Origin of the sequence: Streptomyces sp. NPDC006691, assembly GCF_042869955.1 — a bacterium.
Taxonomy (GTDB): Bacteria; Actinomycetota; Actinomycetes; order Streptomycetales; family Streptomycetaceae; genus Streptomyces.
This window is the reverse complement of sequence record NZ_JBIAGW010000038.1, coordinates 15,039-32,293: the sequence shown is the minus strand read 5'-3', so window position 1 is coordinate 32,293 and position 17,255 is coordinate 15,039. Positions and strand designations below refer to the sequence as shown.

The window sequence follows — 17,255 nt, the reverse complement described above, 5'->3', positions numbered from 1 at the left end:
GGCCGCGCCGACGAGATCGCACCCGCGATTCTCTTCCTGGCCTGCGACGACTCCTCGTTCGTCACTGGCGCCGAGCTGGTGGTCGACGGCGGTCTCACCGCACACTGAACAACCCAGGCCGTACGACGCTCACGTGGGCCTGCCGTGCTTGCGTCAACGGCGCGGCCCACCCGCTCCGCACCACCGCACCACCGCACAGCACTTCAGGTGCCCTGCACTGGCGCCAGCACTCACCCTCACCTTCTCCAGGGACCGCTTCATGACACCCGCAACCGCATCCGCCGCAACGTCCGAAACCACCGAGTTCGCTGGGCAGATCGCTCTCGTCACTGGAGCCGCGCTAGGGGTGGGCCGGGCGACCGTGGAGCTTCTCCACGCCCGCGGTGCCCGGATCGTCGCCCTCGACCTCCGCCCTGACGTCACGAACCTGGCGGGGGGATTCCCTCGAAGTCCGGATCATTCGAGCGAGTCCAGGACCGGGTGCGGCGCCAGCGCACTCCCTCGGCCAGCAGAATGCGGCGGACCTGGCTGCGACCGATCTCGATACCCATCCGGCCGGCCTCGGCGGCCAGTGCGTCAAGAGTCCACTCCGGCGGCCCGGACTCATCCGCCGCGGCCGGCTCACCGTCGGCCTGCATGGTCAGCTGACCTGGAGGCGACTGTCTGACCAGGCCGATGATCCGTGAGCGTTCCGCCTCGGTGATCCGCCGCTTGCGGCCCCGACCGCCGAGGTCCTCCAGTCCGTCCAGACCTGAGCGGTTGAAGCGGTGCACCCAGCAGCGGCCTGTCTTGGGGCTGCACCTCAACTCGTTCGCGATTCCCGGCACTCGAAGCCCGGACCAGCTCAGCTCGACCATCCGTGCCCGCAGCACCAGATCACGCGGAGCCTTGCGCGCTCGCGACAGCCGACGTACGACCCGTTCCTCGTTCTCGTCACGACTCTGCCGTGCCCGTAATACCACCATGCAGCACCCGCCCCCGAGCACCCCAACTACCCCGCCACAAGGACATACACCCAGCAAAAGCGGAATCCAGCACTAGGATCCGCAGCTATTGGCCGACGGGGCTGCCGCCTTGATCGTGGACGCACCGGTTGTCATGCAGCGAGGGCCGGCGTAGTTGATCTCTCTTCGTAGGCGACCGGGGCGAGGTGGCCGATCGTGGAGTGTCCGCGCTGGTGGTTGTGGAAGCCGAGCCGGCGGAAGACCGTGAGACGGGCGGCTCGTGCGGTTGGCCAACCGTGCCGGCCGGGCTCCGGTCCAGGCCCGGTCGGGGCCGGATGCGGTGAAGTTCCGCCGGAGCAGGTCGGGCACTGCCTGGTCGGCGGGGTCCGGGATGGTGGTGCGGTGCCGGCGCTTCAGCCCCCGTCCCCGAATGGCGTGTTGGCGCATGAGTCGTTCGCTGCGGTTGCGGTTCACCTCCAGGCCGCCCGCGCGCAGTTCGGCGGTGATCCGCCTGGCCCCGTACGTCTTCCCGGATGCCGCGTGGACCTTGCGTACCTGCCGGATGAGTGCGGCGTCCGCGGCACACTTTCGCGGCGCTGGCCGGAGCGGCCTGCAACCAGCGGCAGAACCCGGACCTCGACAGGCCCAGCACGGTGCACAGCCGCTTCACGCCGAAGGCGCCGCGGTGGTCGGCATCGAACTCGAAGCGGCTCACCAGTTCGTCTCGCCCGCAAAATACTTGGCCGCCCGGCGCAGGATGTCCCGTTCCATCACCAGCTCGCGCACCTGCTTGCGCAAGGCCGCGATTTCCGTGTCATTCGCCGACGCCGCGACGGCCTCGGGCCGCTCTGCCTTCTCCGCAGTCTTGATCCACTGCCGCAGCGTCTCGTGGTTCACACCCAGCTCGGCAGCCATACGCGAGACGGGCCGGCCCGACGAACGAGCCAACGCCACCGCGTCGGCCCGGAACTCCGACGAGTGCCTGCAGGTTCCCACCTGGGACCCCTCTCCCTGGACTCAAGATCCACTGTCGAGGTGTCCACGATCAGGGTGGCGGGGCCGGGTTCCTGGGGCCTGTCGGTCTCCTCGTTTTTGATCTGTCGTTCGTACGCCTCTGCCGGCCTCCGGATTGCCGCGCGAGGGCCCGGCTGTGGAAACGGATCTCCGTCGTCGGGGGTTCCTCGTTCTCCACGTCCCGTCAAGAGTGCGGCCGTTGAACGTCGCAGCGGCTGTCTTCGGGTCCACGGCGGCCCGGAACGGGTCGAGCTGACCCGCCAGCTGTCGGAGAACTCGGACGCTGAGGCGCAGCGTGTGGGACGCTACCAAGCTCATGGTGAGCCAGCAGTGATGCTGGAGAACAGGCTTGAGCTCACTCCGGCCGGGGAGGACGGGTGGCCGGTGAAGCGCCCTCAGGTCGGCAACTGGGCGCTTGATTGCAAGCACATGGAGCACTCCGGCGACGGTGAGGACGGGCGGTGACGCTCGGCACGTTCGTCGACAACAGTCGCCGAAGAACGGACGAACTCCCCCGCACAAGCAGCGCGACGACCTGTCCACGCTCGGCATGCGCCGGGCACGAGCAGCAGGCGCATGAGCAGCAGGCGATAGAGAAGACCGGCTCACAGACCTCCTCATTTCTCGCCAAAATGAACTGGGCACCGTCCCTGCCGTAAAGGCGATCCGGAGTCGCGTGCAAGATCGACACAACCCGGTCAATCATTAATTCCCGGCCACGACTTGGCCGAAATTGGCGTCCCGAAAAGGTTGTGGCGAAACCATAAGGCGGATGTACGATATCCACCGAACATGTGCCCTTGGCAATCATCTACCGGACCTCGACCATCCTATTCTGCCGCCAAAGGCGCATGCCCTATTGCTGATTGTCGCCGGTCACCCCGGCTACATGGCCGAGGTCACACACCTTTAACGGGGTGAGCTTCCGGTCGGCGTACGACACATGCACGCCACCGTGCTCGCTGCATCACATAGGAGAAAATTTCGTGTCTCACATGCGCAAGATCGTGGTTGCAGCCATCGCCGTCTCGCTGACCTGCGTCGCGGCTTCCGCCAGCGCTTCTCCGGACACTCCCAACGCCTCCCAGTCGGCCGCCTCGGCCGTGGCCGTTTCCGGCCTCACTGGCACCTGGTACAACGAGTTGGGCTCGACCTTCGTCGTGACGGCGGCCGCCGACGGCTCACTCACCGGCACCTACGAGTCGGCCGTCGGCAACGCCGAGAACCGCTACGTCGTGACCGGTCGCTACGACAACGCCCCCGCCACCGACGGCAGCGGCGCCGCCCTCGGCTGGACCGTCACCTGGAAGAACGACTTCCGCAACGCCCACTCCACCACCACGTGGAGCGGCCAGTTCACCGGTGGCAACGAGGCCAGGATCAACACCCAGTGGCTGCTCACCTCGGGCACCACCGCCGCCAACGCGTGGAAGTCCACCCTGGTCGGCCACGACGAGTTCAGCAAGACGAAGCCTTCCAAGGCCGCGGTCGACGCCGCCAAGAAGGCAGGCGCCGTGAACGCCAATCCTCTGGACTCCGCGCAGCAGTAAACCGCCCCGAGCCCGATGGCGCCCCGGCGCCGACGGGTCGAACCACTCGACCGAACGCGCGCGAGCCGTCCGAAGGAACCCCTTCGGACGGCTCGTGCGTCTGGTTTGTCCGTAGGCCCGTGCCCGACGCCGCTGCGGGTACCCGGTGCGACCTGCCCCGGGCGGCGGCCTCGCGGCGAACCGGGAACGAATGACGCGTCTCGCAGTTCCCGCCCCGGCAGGTATTCAGCGTGATCATGGCCGGTTGCTTCCGTTGCCATGAAGAGGTGGAATTGAGTCATGACGGCCAGGCCCGATGACCCTATTGATCTGTTCGACCAAAGGCACACACTCGACCCCTTTCTGCTGATGGCGGCCCTCCGCGAGCGTGAAGCCGCAAAGCGCTATGCAAGCACCGGCCTTGGCCTCATCAGCAGAAACGAGAACGTGTACGCGATTCTCCTTGATCCGGAGCATTTCCTTCCGGGCAATGTGATCGATGCGAGGGGCCGTTTCCCGGTGCGGACGCCGCGTACCCCGTGCGATGCGGACGACGCTCTGCCTCGAACTGCCCATCCTTCTGGGGCACATGGGGAGCGTCCCGGAGCCCCGGAGTTCGGCCCTGGTCGACGCTCCGCAGCGCCTCCTGAACCGCTGGGCGGCCGCGCGCACGGAACACCCGCCCGGCGGACGGGGCCCGCTCGGACTCTGCCCCCGCAGGGACCAGCCTCGAAGCCTTCGTACTCGGCCAAGAGGTTCCGCTGGCGCGCGGCGACGGTCCGGGCCGGGCCTTCCTGTCGTCGGCGCACTGGCCGTGGAGCGGCGAGGTCACCCGCCGAATGCACCGGGCGCACGTGCACCTGCTGTCCCTCATGGACAACCCGGTGGCAGCACAGGCCGGCTCAGCCTGTCGCGCGGCAGGGCGTCGGCGTCGTCTGCCGGAACCTGCGGCTGATTGACACCGTTCGACGGGTCGGGTGTTCGGTGAACTGGATGTGCGACCGATGCACGGCGACACGGTCACCGCACCGGACGGCCGCACGACCCTGGTCGTCGAGGACATCGGCCGTGAGATCGAAGGCTTCCAACAGCCCGTGGCATCGCAGGAGCGATCGCTGAGGGCTCCATCCAAAGGCACTCCCGACGGCGTGCCGCCGTGCGTCGGCATGCCCGGCCGGGTTCACCGGGCTCGGCCACTACCTGACCTTGTGATCTACGGCTGAATCTGGAGCAGACGGTCACCGCGGTGTCCGCCGGGCGCGCGTGAACTACGCCGCCCCGCCTCCACCAGCCGGTTCGTTCAATTTTTCCAACGGGGGAACATTCGTCATGCGCCAACATCCCGACCAGGAGGTCCGCGCTCTGCGCGGCCCGTCCGTCGACCATCCCGCGCCGTACGGCATCCCGGGCCTGATCCGGGCCGCGAGCGAGCGCACACCCGACGCGGTGGCCTGTGCGGGCGCCGGGGAGAGCTGGACCTACCGCCGGATGGAGGAGGTCTCCGACCGCCTCGCCGCCGAACTGCTGCGCCGCGGCCTGCCCGAGGACCGGCCCGTCGCGGTGCTGGCCCGGCGCGGACCGCACATGGTGGCCGCGCTGCTCGGCGTGCTCAAGGCCGGGCTGCCCTATCTGCCGCTGGCCACCGACGAGTCGGCCGATCGGCTCGCGCTGATCCTGGACACCGCCCGGCCGGCTCTGGTCGTGGGCACCACCGAGGAGCTGGCCGGTTGGCGGGGTCCGGACGGGCCCGGCCGGCTGGACGTGGAACCGTTGTCCGCCGATCCCGACGAGGCCTACGTGCCGGGCCCGCTGCGGCCCGTCGCCGCGAACCAGCCGGTCAACGTCATCTTCACGTCGGGTTCCACGGGGACACCCAAGGGTGTGGTGGTCCCCAGCGCCGGTGTCGTCAACCGGCTGCTGTGGGGGCAGCGCCACTACGGGCTGGCTCCCGAGGACCGCGTCCTGCAAAAGACCCCGTACACCTTCGACGTGTCCGGCTGGGAGATCTACTGGCCGCTGATCGTCGGTGCGCGGCTCGTGCTGCTCGCCCCCGGTGAGCACGCCGATCCGGCCGCCATCATGCAGACGGTGATCGAACAGCAGGTCACCGTCTGCCATTTCGTACCGTCGATGCTGGACGAGTTCCTGCGCTGGCCGAACGCTGCCGACTGCACCGGTCTGCGGCACGTGTTCTGTAGCGGTGAGGCACTACCGGTCACGCTGGCGCGGACCTTCGTCAAGACGCTGCCCGCCCAGCTGCACAATCTGTACGGCCCCACGGAGGCTTCGATCGAGGTCACGTATTGGGACTGCCCCGAGGATCCCTCACTGATCGACGACGTGCCCATCGGGCGGGCCATCGACAATTGCGAACTGCTCGTCCTGGATCAGCGAGGACGGCCCGTCATCGAGGGCGGAACGGGCGAACTCTGCATCGGCGGCGTGCCGTTGGCCCTGGGGTACCTCGGCCGCCCCGACCTGACGGAGCGGATGTTCGTCCCCGCCCCCGAGGGCAGCGGCCTGGACCGCGTCTACCGGACGGGGGACCTCGTGCGGGTGGTGGACGGCGAGATCCGATATCGCGGGCGGATCGACGAGCAGGTCAAGATCAGGGGCGTGCGCGTGGAGCCCGGCGAGGTCGAGAGCGTGCTGCGCCAGCACCCTGCGGTCGATGAGTGCGCCGTGGTCGTCGCCGGTCAACGGGCCCCCCGCCTCGTCGCGTTCGTCCGGCCCCACGGAGCGGATCGGAGCGGTGCCGACTGGCAGGAGGAGTGCCGCACCCATGTCGCGGCCCGGCTGCCATCCGCGTACGTCCCCACTCAATTCGTGGCGCTGGACGCGATGCCGCTCACCCGCAGCGGCAAGCAGGACCGCGTGCTGCTGCGGCGGCGGGCCGCCGAGCTCCTGGCGCCCCGCGCCGACGGGCCGGCTCTGGAGGGCGACCCACTGACCCGGCTCTGGGCGCAGGTGCTCGGACTCGACACCGTGGACGAGGACGCCGACTTCCTGGCGGCGGGCGGCCACAGTCTCGCCGCAGTACGGCTGCGCGGCGAGTTGCTGCGCTCGTACGGGCTGCGCATCACCCTCGCCGAACTGCTGCGCGAGCGGATTACCCTGGCCGGTCTGCGCCGCCGCGTGGCCGGCGGCGCCGGTCCCGCCAGCACCGCCCTGCCGCGGCGCTCCGATCCGTCCCGCGCGCCCGTCTCCGGCGGGCAGCGCCGACTGTGGCTGATGGAGCAGCTCTACCCGCGGCTGAGCGCCTACAACGTCGTCTGCGCCGTACGCGTCACCGGGGGGCTGGACACGGCCCGGCTGCGCGAGGCCCTGGCCCTGGTCGTACGGCGGCACGAGTCCCTGCGTACCGCCGTCGTCAGCGACGAATCGGGCCCCTACCAGGCGGTCGCCGAGCGGGTGGAAACTCCGCTGGAGACCCGGGTGGTGGACGGGGTGCTCAGCGAGGAGCGATGCCGCGCGCTGGCGGCCAAGTCAGCGGCCGAGCCGCTGCCCGTCGACCGCGCGCCGCTGCTGCGGGTCGTGTACGCCCAGGACGAGGAGGGCGACGGCTGCCTGGTCACCGTCCTGCACCACGCGATAGCGGACCAGCGGTCGGTGGACCTCTTCCTCTCGGAACTGGCCGCCACCTACGGCGGCTTCCCGCCCGAAGAAGAGCCTGCGCATTTCGGAGACCTGCTGGTGGACCGTGCCGGCCGGGAGGAAGCGAGGGAGCGCGAGGCGCACCTCGCGTACTGGGTGAACCGGCTGCGGGACGCTCCGCGGACGCACGGGCTGCCCTTCCAGGCGCGCCGCCCGGCCGTCACCACTTTCGAGGGCGGCGCCGTCGAGTCCACCGGGAGCAGGGCGGACGCACATCTCCTGGACGAGGCGGCGCAGCGCATCGGGGTCACTCCCGTCGCCGTGGTACTCGCGGCCTTCACCACCGTGCTCACCTCGTGGAGCGGGCAGGGTGAGATCGTGGTCGGCGTCCCGTGGTCCTCCCGCGACGGGGGCGCCAGCGAGGAGGTCATCGGGTTCCTCATCGACACCCTGCCGGTGCGGGTCGACGTGGCGGCCGCGGAGAGCTTCGCCGGGCTGGTCCGCCAGGTCTCCGACGCGATGATGGAAGCCCACGAGCACGCGGGTGCCGACTTCGAGCGGATCGTCCAGGCGCTGGGCCTCCCCCGCACCCTGAGCCGCAACCCGCTCTACCAGATCTGGTTCAACGACCTCACGCACGCCGCTCCCGCCCCCTCGTTCGACGGAGTGCCGGCCGTCCCGGTGGAACCGGACACCACCGGCTCCCTGTTCGACCTCGGCCTGTACCTGCACCGCGAAGGGGACTCGGGCTACCGGCTCCAGCTGGTGCACGCCCGGGACATCTTCGACGCGGAGACCGCCGCGAAGCTGCTCGGCCAAGTCGTCCGGCTCCTCCGCGAGGCCCCCGCCGATCTCGGCCGGGCACCCTCCGGATGGCTGCTGGGCAGCGACCGGCCGCCGGCGGAACTGGCCCCGCCTCCGGCCCTCGCGGGCGTGGCCGAGGCCTTCACCCGGACTGCCGAACTCCACGCCGACCGGGTGGCGCTGAGCTTTCCCGGAGGCCGGATGACGTACGGGGAACTGCGCGAGCGGGTCGTGGCCCGCTCGGACGCCCTGCGCGAGGCCGGCTGGTCGGGGCGCGCCCTGCTGCTGCCGGGCGACCGGTCCCCCGGGACCGTCGTCGAGCTCCTGGCCGCCTGGCACTGCGGATGCCACGTCGCCCTGGTGGATGCCGCCCTGCCCGCCCGCCGGCTGCTGGCCTGCCTCGCGGGGGCCGGCGCCGAGGCGGTACTCAAGGGGGAAGGCGCCGACTGGCCGGTCCCGGTCCTGACCGGACCGGCCCTGCCGCGTCCGGCCACCGACCTGGTGCCCCTCGACTGGGGGCACGCGCTGTGCACCTCGGGCACCACCGGGGAGCCGAGTGTGGTGTTCGCTCCGCCCGAGGCGCTCCCCGAAGCGCTGCACTGGTACCGCGAGGCGTTCGGGACCGGTCCCGACGACCGCTTCCTGATGTTGTCCGCACCAGGGCACGACCCGGTGTTGCGTGACATCTTGGTACCCCTCACCAGCGGCGCCGCCCTCCACCTCCCGGCCGAGGGCACCGAGCCCGGGGCACTGGTGGACCTGCTGTTGGAACACCGCATCACGGCCCTGCACGCCACCCCGGGTGTGGTCCAGCTGCTCACCTCGGCGGCGCGTGCCAGGGGCAGGCTGCTCGACCGGCTGCGGCACGTGGTGCTCTGCGGGGCGCTGCTCACCGACCCGGTGGCGCGGGAGCTGCGGCGCGCCGCCCCTGCCGCGGAGATCCACCACGGCTACGGGTCCACCGAGACCCCGCAGTTGAGCACTTGGCTGCGCTGGCGCGACCCCGCCGACGACCCCGTGCGGCGACGGCAGGACCGGACCAGCGTTCCGCTGGCGGCCCGCAGCCCCTGGCGCGAACTGGTCATCGAGGGCGCGGGCGTCGGACAGCTTGGGGAGATCCTGGTGCGCGGGCGCGGGCTGGCCCTCGGCACACGTCCCGCGCGGGAGCCGTCTCCGTTCGGGCCTGATCCGTACGGGCAGCAGGGGGTGTCGACGTACCGCACCGGCGATCTCGGCCGATACACGCCCGACGGGCAGATCGAGTTCGTCGGGCGGCGCGACCGCCAGGTGTCGGTCGGCGGCCATCGCCTCGAACCCGCCGAGATCGAGGCCGCGTTGCGCTCTCACCCGGCGGTGAGGCAGTGCGTCGCCATGGTCTCCGGGACGGAGATCACCGCCTTCGTCGCGGCGCCCGGCGCGAGCCCCCTGCTCGGGGAGGAACTGCGCCACGAGCTGAGTGCCGTCCTCCCCGCGTGGGGGGTGCCGGGGCGGATCGTCGTCCTGGACGAACTCCCTCTCGATCACAACGGAAAGGTCGACGTCCACGCGTCCGTGGCAGCCCTGGTGCCGAAGGCATCGGCGGAGCGGCCGGTGGCCTCCGCGGCCGAGGACGTGATCGTCGACGCCTTGCGGGAGCAGCTCGGCGCGGGGGCCGGGGTACGGGGCAACGGGCACGGCTCGCCCCACCCGCTGGACCCGGCCACGAACTTCTTCGACGCCGGCCTGACCTCGCTGTCGCTGCTGCGGATGCACGAGCGACTGCGGGCGCAGGGGTTCACCGTCGAGGTCGTGGACCTGTTCCGCTTCCCCAACCCCCGGCTGCTCGCCCGGCACCTGCGGGGCGACGCCGCTCCCTCGGTGGGCGGCGCGCCTCCCACCGAGGGGCGACAGGGCTCACCAGCCGGTACGGCCGCCGCGTTGACCGGCACGGCCATCGCGCGGCGAGCGGTGCGCCGGCGCATGAACGAGCAGAAGAGGACCACTCAGCGATGAACACGCCGGAGACGCACGACATGCACGAACAGACCGCCGCGCCCATCGCGATCGTCGGTATGGCGGGACGGTTCCCCGGGGCGAGGAACCTGGAGGAGTTCTGGCTCGCCCTGTCCGAGGGCGAGGACTGCTTCAGCACTCTCGGCGACGAGGAACTGCGGGCCGCGGGCGTCGAGGAGCGACTGCTCCAGGACCCCCACTACGTACGCCGGATCCCGCTGCTGGAGGACGCCGATCGGTTCGACGCGGCGTTCTTCGGGATGACCCCGCGCGAGGCCTCCATGCGCGACCCGCAGCAGCGGCTGTTCCTGGAACTGGCGCACTCTGCCCTGGAGGACGCGGGCTACGACGCGTTCGCCGCGCCCGGCACAGTCGGCGTGTACGGCGGCGCAGCCTCCAACCGGTACGCGGAGTTCAACATCCGCGCGAACAAGGAGCTCGCGGCCCGCACGGGCGCCCTGTCTCTGGACATCTACAACAACAACGACTACGTCGCCAGCACGGCCTCGTACCGTCTCGGCCTGACCGGGCCCGCCCTGTCGGTCGCCACCGCCTGCTCCACCTCGCTGGTGGCCGTGCACCTCGCGTGCGAGGCGCTGCGTTCGGGCGAGTGCGATGTCGCCCTTGCGGGCGGCACGGAGATCGAGCTGCCGTACGCGCACGGCTACCGCTGGGCGCCGGGCAGCATCTACTCGCAAGACGGCGTGTGCCGTCCGTTCGACGCCAAGGCCAACGGCACCGTCTTCGGTAACGGCGGCGGTGTCATCGTCCTCAGACTGCTCTGCGACGCGCTGGCGGACGGGGACCCGGTGCGCGCGGTGATCCGCGGCTCCGCCGTCACCAACGACGGGGCGAACCGCGTCAGTTTCGGTGCGCCGGGTGTGGACGGGCAGATGCGGGCCGTGGTGGAGGCGATGACCGTCGCCGGACTCACCCCCGAAGACATCGACTACGTCGAGGCGCACGGCACCGGCACGGACATCGGTGACTCCATCGAGATCGAGGCGCTCACCTCGGCGTACGGGTTTCTGGCCGATGGCGGCGGGCTCACCCCGTCGAGCGTTGCGCTCGGATCGGTGAAGTCGAACATCGGCCACCTCGGCCCGGCCGCCGGGGTCGCGGGGCTCATCAAGACCGTTCTGTGCCTGGAGAAGGGCGAGCTGGTGCCCACGGCGCATTTCACTGAGCCCAACCCGAAGTTGAACCTGGGGGCGACCCCCTTCCGGGTCGTCGACCAGCGCGACGCGTGGCCGGCCGCGGGGGCGCGGCCCAGGACCGCCGCCGTCAGTTCGTTCGGCGTGGGCGGCACCAACGCGCACGTCCTGCTGGAGCAGGGGCCCGTGGACCGGCCCGGCACGCCGGCCGACGGTCCCGAGCTGGTCGTCTGGTCGGCGCGCACAGAACCCGCCGAGGCGGAGGTCCGCACGCGGCTCGCCCGGCACCTCACCTGGCAGGGCGAGGACGGGTTCGTGGACACGGTCATGACGCTGCGGCATGGCAGGACCGTCCACCGGGAGCGCCGCGCCGCCGTCGCCGGCTCGGCCCGTGAGGCGGTGACCCTGCTCTCCGACGCGGAGGGCCGCGACGTGATCCGCCCGCAGCACGGGGCTGCCGCCCGCCCGGTCGCGCTGCTCTTCCCTGGGCAGGGCTCCCAGCACCCGGAGATGGCCGCCGGACTGATGGGCTACGACGCGACGTTCACCGAGACGATGCGCCAGTGCCTAGACACCGTGGCCGGGCTCGGCCTCGATCTCGAACCTGCCTGGCGCGGGCCGCACGCCGCCGAACTGCTGGGGCGCACCGAGTACGCGCAGCCGCTCCTGGCGGCGGTCGGCTGCTCACTGGCCGCGATGTGGCGGGCGTGGGGCGTGTCGCCCGTCGCGCTGCTCGGCCACAGCGTCGGTGAGCTGGTGGCCGGCGTGGTGGCGGGCGTGACGAGCCCGGAGGACGGGCTGCGGCTGGTCACCGCCCGGGCTCAGGCCATGCAGGCCATGCCCGCCGGGTCAATGCTCGCCGTGTCCCTGGGCGAGCGGAAGGCCGGGGAGCTACTGACCGACGGGGTCGTACTCGCAGCCGTGAACGGCCCCCGCCAGAGCGTGCTCGCAGGGCCCGCCGACGCGATCGCCTCGGTCGAGGCGCGGATGCTCGCGGCCGGGGTCCGGTGCAAGCGGCTCGCTACCTCGCACGCCTTCCACAGCCCGGCCATGGCGCCGGCCGCCGAACGGTTCCTGGAGGCGTTCGACGGTGTGTCCCTGTCCGCACCGAGGATCCCGGTGGTGTCGGCCGCCACGGGGCTGCCCCTGACCGACGAGCAGGCCGTGGACCCGGCGTTCTGGGCCGGGCAGCTCACCACCCCGGTGCTCTTCGCGCCCGCGCTGGCACGACTCCTGGACGGACAGCGGCTCACCACGCTGGAGGCCGGACCGGGGCGCGCCCTGTCCGTGCTGGCGCGCCGGCACGGCACGGACAGCCTCGTGGTACCCAGCCTCGGCCCGGCCGGGAGCGACCGGGAAGCCGTCCTCGCGGCGGCGGGTGCCCTGTGGACCGAGGGGCACGAGCTGCGCTGGGAGGCCGTGGGCCCGGCCCGGCCGGCACGCCGGATCTCCCTGCCCGGCTACCCGTACCAGCGGGAGCGGTACTGGATCAGCCCGCCCGCGTCGTCCGCGCCGCAGCCACGGGAGCCCGAACTGGAGCGGGCCGAGCGGACCGGCGCGCGGGAGCAGACGCCCGCCCCACCGGAGCCCGCGCCGGTAGAGGTCGCCACACCCGCGCCCTCCCCGCTGTCGGTGATGCGCTGGGAGGAGATCCCTGCCGGGACGCGTCCGCCCCGGCACCGCGGCAGCGTCGCGCTGGCGCTGCTGCCGCAGGACCCGCAAGGCTCCCGCCACGTGATCGGCGTCCTGGGCCGTGCCGGCCACCGCGTGGTGCCCGCCCGCCCGGACACTGTCCGGTCCGTGCTGGACGGCCTGCTCGCCCAGGGCGAGGAGCCCGCCGTCTATGTGCACGCGCTCGCGGCGCAGCCCTGGCCCGAGACCACCCCCGACACCATCAAAGAGCAGTCGGCCGCGGGTGTGGAGAGCGCGTTCGCCCTCGTCCAGACCGTGGTCCGCCACCCTCGGCTGCGGCTGCCCGCACGGTTCCTGCTGCTCGCCGCACAGGCCGCCGACGTGTCCGGCGGCGAGGCCGTCAACCCGGCCAAGGCGGCGCTCGCCGGGCTCGCCAGGACCGTCCCGCTCGAAGTTCCGGGCGCGCAGTGCATGCTCCTCGACGTGTCGCCGGGCACGGACGCGGATCTGATCACCCAGCAGGTTCAGGAGTCGCGGTGGCCGGCGGTGGTCGCGCTGCGCGGCGACCGACGATGGACACCCGTGGAGGTGCCGATCCGTCATCAACCGGCCACCGAGCCCCCGGTCCGTCCCGGCGGCACGTACCTGATCACGGGCGGGTTCGGCGGCCTCGGCCTGGCCGTCGCACGCGGGTTGGCCGAGACCGGCCTCGGCCCCACCCTCGTCCTGGTCGGCCGCTCCGGGCTCACCGGCTCGGCCGCCGACGAGGTCGCCATCCTCGAACAGCTCGGCGCGACAGTGCTGGCCGAGCGCGGGGACGTCACCGACGAGGAATCCATGCGCGCCCTGGTGCGGCGCGTGGAGAGCACGGCCGGGCGGATCCATGGCGTCCTCCACGCGGCCGGACTGCCCGGCGAGGGCATGATCGCCTTCCGTACGCAGGAACAGGTCCGGGCGGTACTGGGGCCGAAACTGCGCGGCACGCTCGTACTGGAGCGGGTGTTCACGGACGGTCCCCGGCTGGACTTCTTCACCTCGTTCTCCAGCCGCGCCTCCATATCCGGACTGGCCGGCGGCGCCGACTACGCGGCGGCCAACGCGTTCCTCGACGCGCACGCCTCCCTCTCCCGGCAACGCTGCGTCAGCGTGAACTGGCCGAGCTGGGCGAGCGTGGGGATGGCCGCCAGGTCCACCGTGGACCCGGGCAGCGGTGAACCGCTCTCCGCCTGGGCCGCGGAGCAGCGCCGGTCGCCGAGAACCCTCCTGTACGAGGAGGAGTTGTCGGAGAAGGACTGGGTGCTGGACGAGCACCGGTTCGCCGGGCGCGCGGTCCTGCCGGGCACGGGCCATCTCGACCTGGTGGTCCGCGGGGTCCGGGAGCTGTGCCCAGAGCTCGCGGGTGTACCGGTGAGCCTGGCCGAAGTGGTGTTCCGCCGCCCCCTGTTCGTTGACGGCACACAGCGAGTTTCGGTCGTTGTTGAACCGCGCGGCGGCGGCTCCTGGACCTTCTCGGTCCGCAGCGGCTCCACCGTGCACTGCGACGGACGGGTCGCCGCCGCGGCCGACCCGTCCGCGCCCGAGGTGGACCTGGCCGCGGTGTCCGCGCGGATGACGGAGACCGTCGACGCGTCCGGCGCCGGCGACCTCGCGGCACTCGGCCCGCACTGGCTCAACGTCACCGCACTACGCCGTTCGGCGGACGAGCAGCTGGGTTCGCTCGCCCTCGACGAGCGCTTCCGCGCCGAGTTGGCCGACCACCCACTGCACCCGGCGCTGCTCGACAGCGCCACGGCCCTCACCCGGCGCCGCGAGGACGCCCATCACCTGCCTCTGCTGTACGGCACGGTCACGGTGTACCGCGACCTGCCCGGCGAGTTCAGCAGCCACATACGGCACGTGCGCGGCGGTGGCGACAGCGGCGTGCTGGTCTCCGACATCGACCTGGTGGGACCGGAGGGGGCCGTTGCGGTCTCCGTGCGCGGCTTCACGATGCGCAAGGTGGTGGGTGACCCCTTCGCGGCCGGGCCCACGGAGGAGCCGGTCGCGCAGGAGCTTTCGGGACTTCCGTCCTCGGACGGCATCCCGCCCGGCGAAGGGGTGGCCCTGCTGTTCGACGTGCTGAGCCGGCGCCCTGCGCGGCAGGTAGCCGTACGTCCGTACCGCGCCAAGGCGCCGCTGGCCCTGGAGACGGTACGGGTACCGCTGGTGGCGGCGCCCGCCGCCCCGGTCCCCTCGCCGGCACCGTCCGCTCCGGCCCCGGCTGCCGGGCAGACCGCACCCGAGCCCGCCTCCGCACCGGCGGGCGGCCGCGGCCAGGACGTGGCCGCCATGCTGGAGGAGATCTGGCGGGCCGCCCTCGGCATGAGCTCCATCGACCACGGCGCGGACTTCTTCGCACTGGGCGGGGACTCGCTCAGCGCCGTCGGTCTGATCGCGGAGGTCCGGGACCGGCTGGGCATCGAACTCAGCATCGGCATGCTCTTCGAGTTCCCGACCATCTCGGCCCTGGCAGCCCAACTGCGCCTCCAGACGGAGGGAGCCCGATGAGCACGCCCCTGAGCGACTTCGAGGAGCCGCGCTGGTCCGTCCGCGGGGAACACCGCGCGAACCCACGGCTGCGGCTGTACTGCTTCCACCACGCGGGCGGATCCGCGGCCGAGTTCACGCGATGGCACCGCTACCTGCCCCAGGACATCGACGTGTGCGCCGTGCAGCTCCCCGGGCGCGGAGCACGGATCAAGGAGCGCCCGCACACCCGCATGCGCCCCCTCGTGGCGGAGCTGGCCGGGCAGATCACGACGGACCTGCCCATGGTGTTCTTCGGGCACAGCTTCGGCGCGCTGGTCGCCTTCGAACTGACCCGGGCGCTGGTGGAGTCAGACGGGCCCGCGCCGCGGCACGTCTTCCTCTCCGCCCGCCCCGCACCCGGCCTGGTCACGCGGCAGGGCAGCATCCACGATCTCCCCGAGGACGAGTTCCTGGACGTGGTCGAGCGCCGCCACGGCGGGGTCCCCGCAGAGCTGCGCGAACACCCTGACCTGCGCGCCATGGTCCTGCCGTACTTCCGCGCCGACTACGAGGTCGTCGAAACGTACCGGCCCGCCGCGGCCGCTCCCGTCCCGGTGCCGGTGACCGTGCTCGGTGGGGCCGACGACCAGATCCCCCTGGAGCAGTTGGAGGCGTGGCAGGAGCACCTGTCCGGCCCGTTCGGGCTGCGGATGTTTCCCGGCGGTCATTTCTACCTCCGGCCGCAGCGGTCTGCCGTGCTGGACTTGGTGCGCGCGGTGGCCGGATGAGTACGGACGTCCGCGCCGCGCGCGCCGGACGGCGGCTCGGCGCACCGTACGAGCTGCTGCTGTTCGCGTTCGTCGTGTCCGGACTCGGCAACTGGATCTACCGCCTGGCGCTGCCGCTCATGGTGTTCGAGCTCACCGGGTCGGCGCTGAACACCGCGGTCGTATACGCGCTGGAGTACGCGCCGCTGCTGCTGCTCTCGCTGCCGGGCGGGGTGATGGCCGACCGGTTCGAACGCCGGCGGATCCTGGTCATGGGCGACTTGACGGCGACGGTGCTCGCGGGGGTCCTCGCGCTCGTCGTGACGTCGGGGTCCTCGTCGGTGCTGCTGGTCTACCTGGCGGCGTTCCTGCTCGCGTGCGTGGAACCGCTGTACTACCCGGCGTTCCAGGGGATGGTGCCGGACCTGGTCCGCGACAGGGACCTGGAGCGCGCCAACGCCTGGATGCAGATGGGCGACAACGTGATGAGCCTCGCCGGTCCCGCCGTGGGCGGCGTGCTCATCGCGGCCCTCGGCTACAAGGGCGCGGTCTGGGCCGACGCGGGCACGTTCGCCGTGTCGGCCCTGGCGATAGTGGCCATCAGGAGCAGGTCGAAGCCACCCGCGGTCGAGGCGGAGCCCGCCCGCCGCGACATGCTGGGCGAGGTGCGCGACGGCCTGGTCCACATCGTCCGGGACAACAGGCCTCTGCTCAGCGGCGCGGTCCTGTTCGCCCTCGCCAATCTGGGCACCTGGCTGGTGCAGGCGAACCTCGTCTACTACCTGAGTGACTACCACGCGATGTCACCCACCCTGATCGGAGTGGTCTTCGCTGCGCAGGGCGCGGGTGCGGTGCTCGGGGCCGCGGTGTGCCCATGGCTGAGCCGCCGCTTCGCACCCGGCCGGGTCGTCATCGCGGGCACGGTGCTCGCGGGCGCCGGCATCGTCCTGCTGATCCCGCTGCGGGGCGTCGTCGGCATCTCCCTGCTGTGGGCGCTGATCTACGGCATCGGGACGGTGAACATGGTGAGCTGGTTCGTCCTGCGTCAGCGCACCGTGCCCGCGCGTCTGCTGGGCCGGGTGGTGGCGACCACCCGGATGATCGCCTTCATGTCGATCCCGGTCGCCTCGGTGCTGGGCGGTGTGCTGGAGCAGCAATGGCACAACATGTACCTGATCATCGCGATCGCGGGTGCGCTGCGCCTGCTCGTGGGCCTGGCCTCCCTGTTGTCGCCTCTCAACTCGGCTGCTGGACGGCGCGATCCCGATTCCTGACGGCGGAGGCAGCCGCAGGACGACCGCGGCAAGGACCGATCGC

General features: G+C 71.7%; 10 protein-coding genes and 1 pseudogene. 8 read left to right on the top strand and 3 right to left on the bottom strand.

Annotated features, from left to right (window positions below; translation table 11 throughout):
* Positions 1-108: SDR family oxidoreductase (locus ACFYNP_RS37215; protein WP_388791785.1), on the top strand; the 108-nt coding region annotated here is incomplete at its 5' end.
* Positions 109-419: 311 nt separating this feature from the next.
* On the opposite strand, the gene ACFYNP_RS37210 is transcribed toward ACFYNP_RS37215, so the two are convergent.
* The 3 genes from ACFYNP_RS37210 to ACFYNP_RS37200 form a co-directional block, all read right to left on the bottom strand.
* Positions 420-965, bottom strand: a complete 546-nt coding sequence (locus ACFYNP_RS37210) for a transposase (RefSeq protein WP_388791781.1) — start codon at positions 963-965, stop codon at positions 420-422.
* 72 nt (positions 966-1,037) lie between these two features.
* Positions 1,038-1,508: an IS3 family transposase gene (locus tag ACFYNP_RS37205; RefSeq protein WP_388791783.1), complete on the bottom strand. Its 471-nt coding sequence runs from the start codon at positions 1,506-1,508 to the stop codon at positions 1,038-1,040.
* Positions 1,509-1,655: 147 nt separating this feature from the next.
* On the bottom strand, positions 1,656-1,940 hold the full coding sequence (locus ACFYNP_RS37200) for a transposase (protein WP_388791779.1): 285 nt from the start codon (positions 1,938-1,940) through the stop codon (positions 1,656-1,658).
* Positions 1,941-2,953: 1,013 nt separating this feature from the next.
* Between ACFYNP_RS37200 and ACFYNP_RS37195 the strand changes: the two genes are divergently transcribed.
* From ACFYNP_RS37195 to ACFYNP_RS37165, 7 genes and pseudogenes are all read left to right on the top strand, one after another.
* Positions 2,954-3,508, top strand: a complete 555-nt coding sequence (locus tag ACFYNP_RS37195) for a streptavidin (RefSeq protein ID WP_388419681.1) — start codon at positions 2,954-2,956, stop codon at positions 3,506-3,508.
* A gap of 713 nt (positions 3,509-4,221) precedes the next feature.
* Positions 4,222-4,446: pseudogene (locus ACFYNP_RS37190) on the top strand (3-deoxy-7-phosphoheptulonate synthase); the annotation flags it as partial.
* A gap of 18 nt (positions 4,447-4,464) precedes the next feature.
* Positions 4,465-4,710 (top strand): hypothetical protein, encoded by a 246-nt coding sequence (locus ACFYNP_RS37185; protein ID WP_388791777.1) that lies wholly within the window; start codon positions 4,465-4,467, stop codon positions 4,708-4,710.
* A 106-nt stretch (positions 4,711-4,816) separates the two neighbouring features.
* The gene (locus ACFYNP_RS37180) at positions 4,817-9,877 is read left to right on the top strand and encodes an amino acid adenylation domain-containing protein (RefSeq protein ID WP_388791775.1); all 5,061 of its coding nucleotides are present in this window, start codon (positions 4,817-4,819) and stop codon (positions 9,875-9,877) included.
* On the top strand, positions 9,874-15,210 hold the full coding sequence (locus tag ACFYNP_RS37175) for an SDR family NAD(P)-dependent oxidoreductase (protein ID WP_388791773.1): 5,337 nt from the start codon (positions 9,874-9,876) through the stop codon (positions 15,208-15,210). The genes ACFYNP_RS37180 and ACFYNP_RS37175 overlap by 4 nt, the downstream gene beginning before the upstream one ends.
* Positions 15,207-15,959 carry a thioesterase II family protein gene (locus tag ACFYNP_RS37170; RefSeq protein ID WP_388791771.1) on the top strand — a complete coding sequence of 251 codons (753 nt, stop codon included), beginning with the start codon at positions 15,207-15,209 and terminating at the stop codon, positions 15,957-15,959. The genes ACFYNP_RS37175 and ACFYNP_RS37170 overlap by 4 nt, the downstream gene beginning before the upstream one ends.
* Entirely contained in the window at positions 15,956-17,212 is a 1,257-nt protein-coding gene (locus tag ACFYNP_RS37165) for an MFS transporter (RefSeq protein ID WP_388791769.1), read from the top strand. The genes ACFYNP_RS37170 and ACFYNP_RS37165 overlap by 4 nt, the downstream gene beginning before the upstream one ends.
* Positions 17,213-17,255: the final 43 nt, after the last annotated feature.

Excerpts from the sequence above, each read along its gene's own strand:
- ACFYNP_RS37210 (WP_388791781.1), bottom strand. The coding sequence starts at position 965 with ATGGTGGTATTACGGGCACGGCAGAGTCGTGACGAGAACGAGGAACGG.
- ACFYNP_RS37195 (WP_388419681.1), top strand. The coding sequence starts at position 2,954 with ATGCGCAAGATCGTGGTTGCAGCCATCGCCGTCTCGCTGACCTGCGTC.
- ACFYNP_RS37180 (WP_388791775.1), top strand. The coding sequence starts at position 4,817 with ATGCGCCAACATCCCGACCAGGAGGTCCGCGCTCTGCGCGGCCCGTCC.
- ACFYNP_RS37175 (WP_388791773.1), top strand. The coding sequence starts at position 9,874 with ATGAACACGCCGGAGACGCACGACATGCACGAACAGACCGCCGCGCCC.
- ACFYNP_RS37170 (WP_388791771.1), top strand. The coding sequence starts at position 15,207 with ATGAGCACGCCCCTGAGCGACTTCGAGGAGCCGCGCTGGTCCGTCCGC.
- ACFYNP_RS37165 (WP_388791769.1), top strand. The coding sequence starts at position 15,956 with ATGAGTACGGACGTCCGCGCCGCGCGCGCCGGACGGCGGCTCGGCGCA.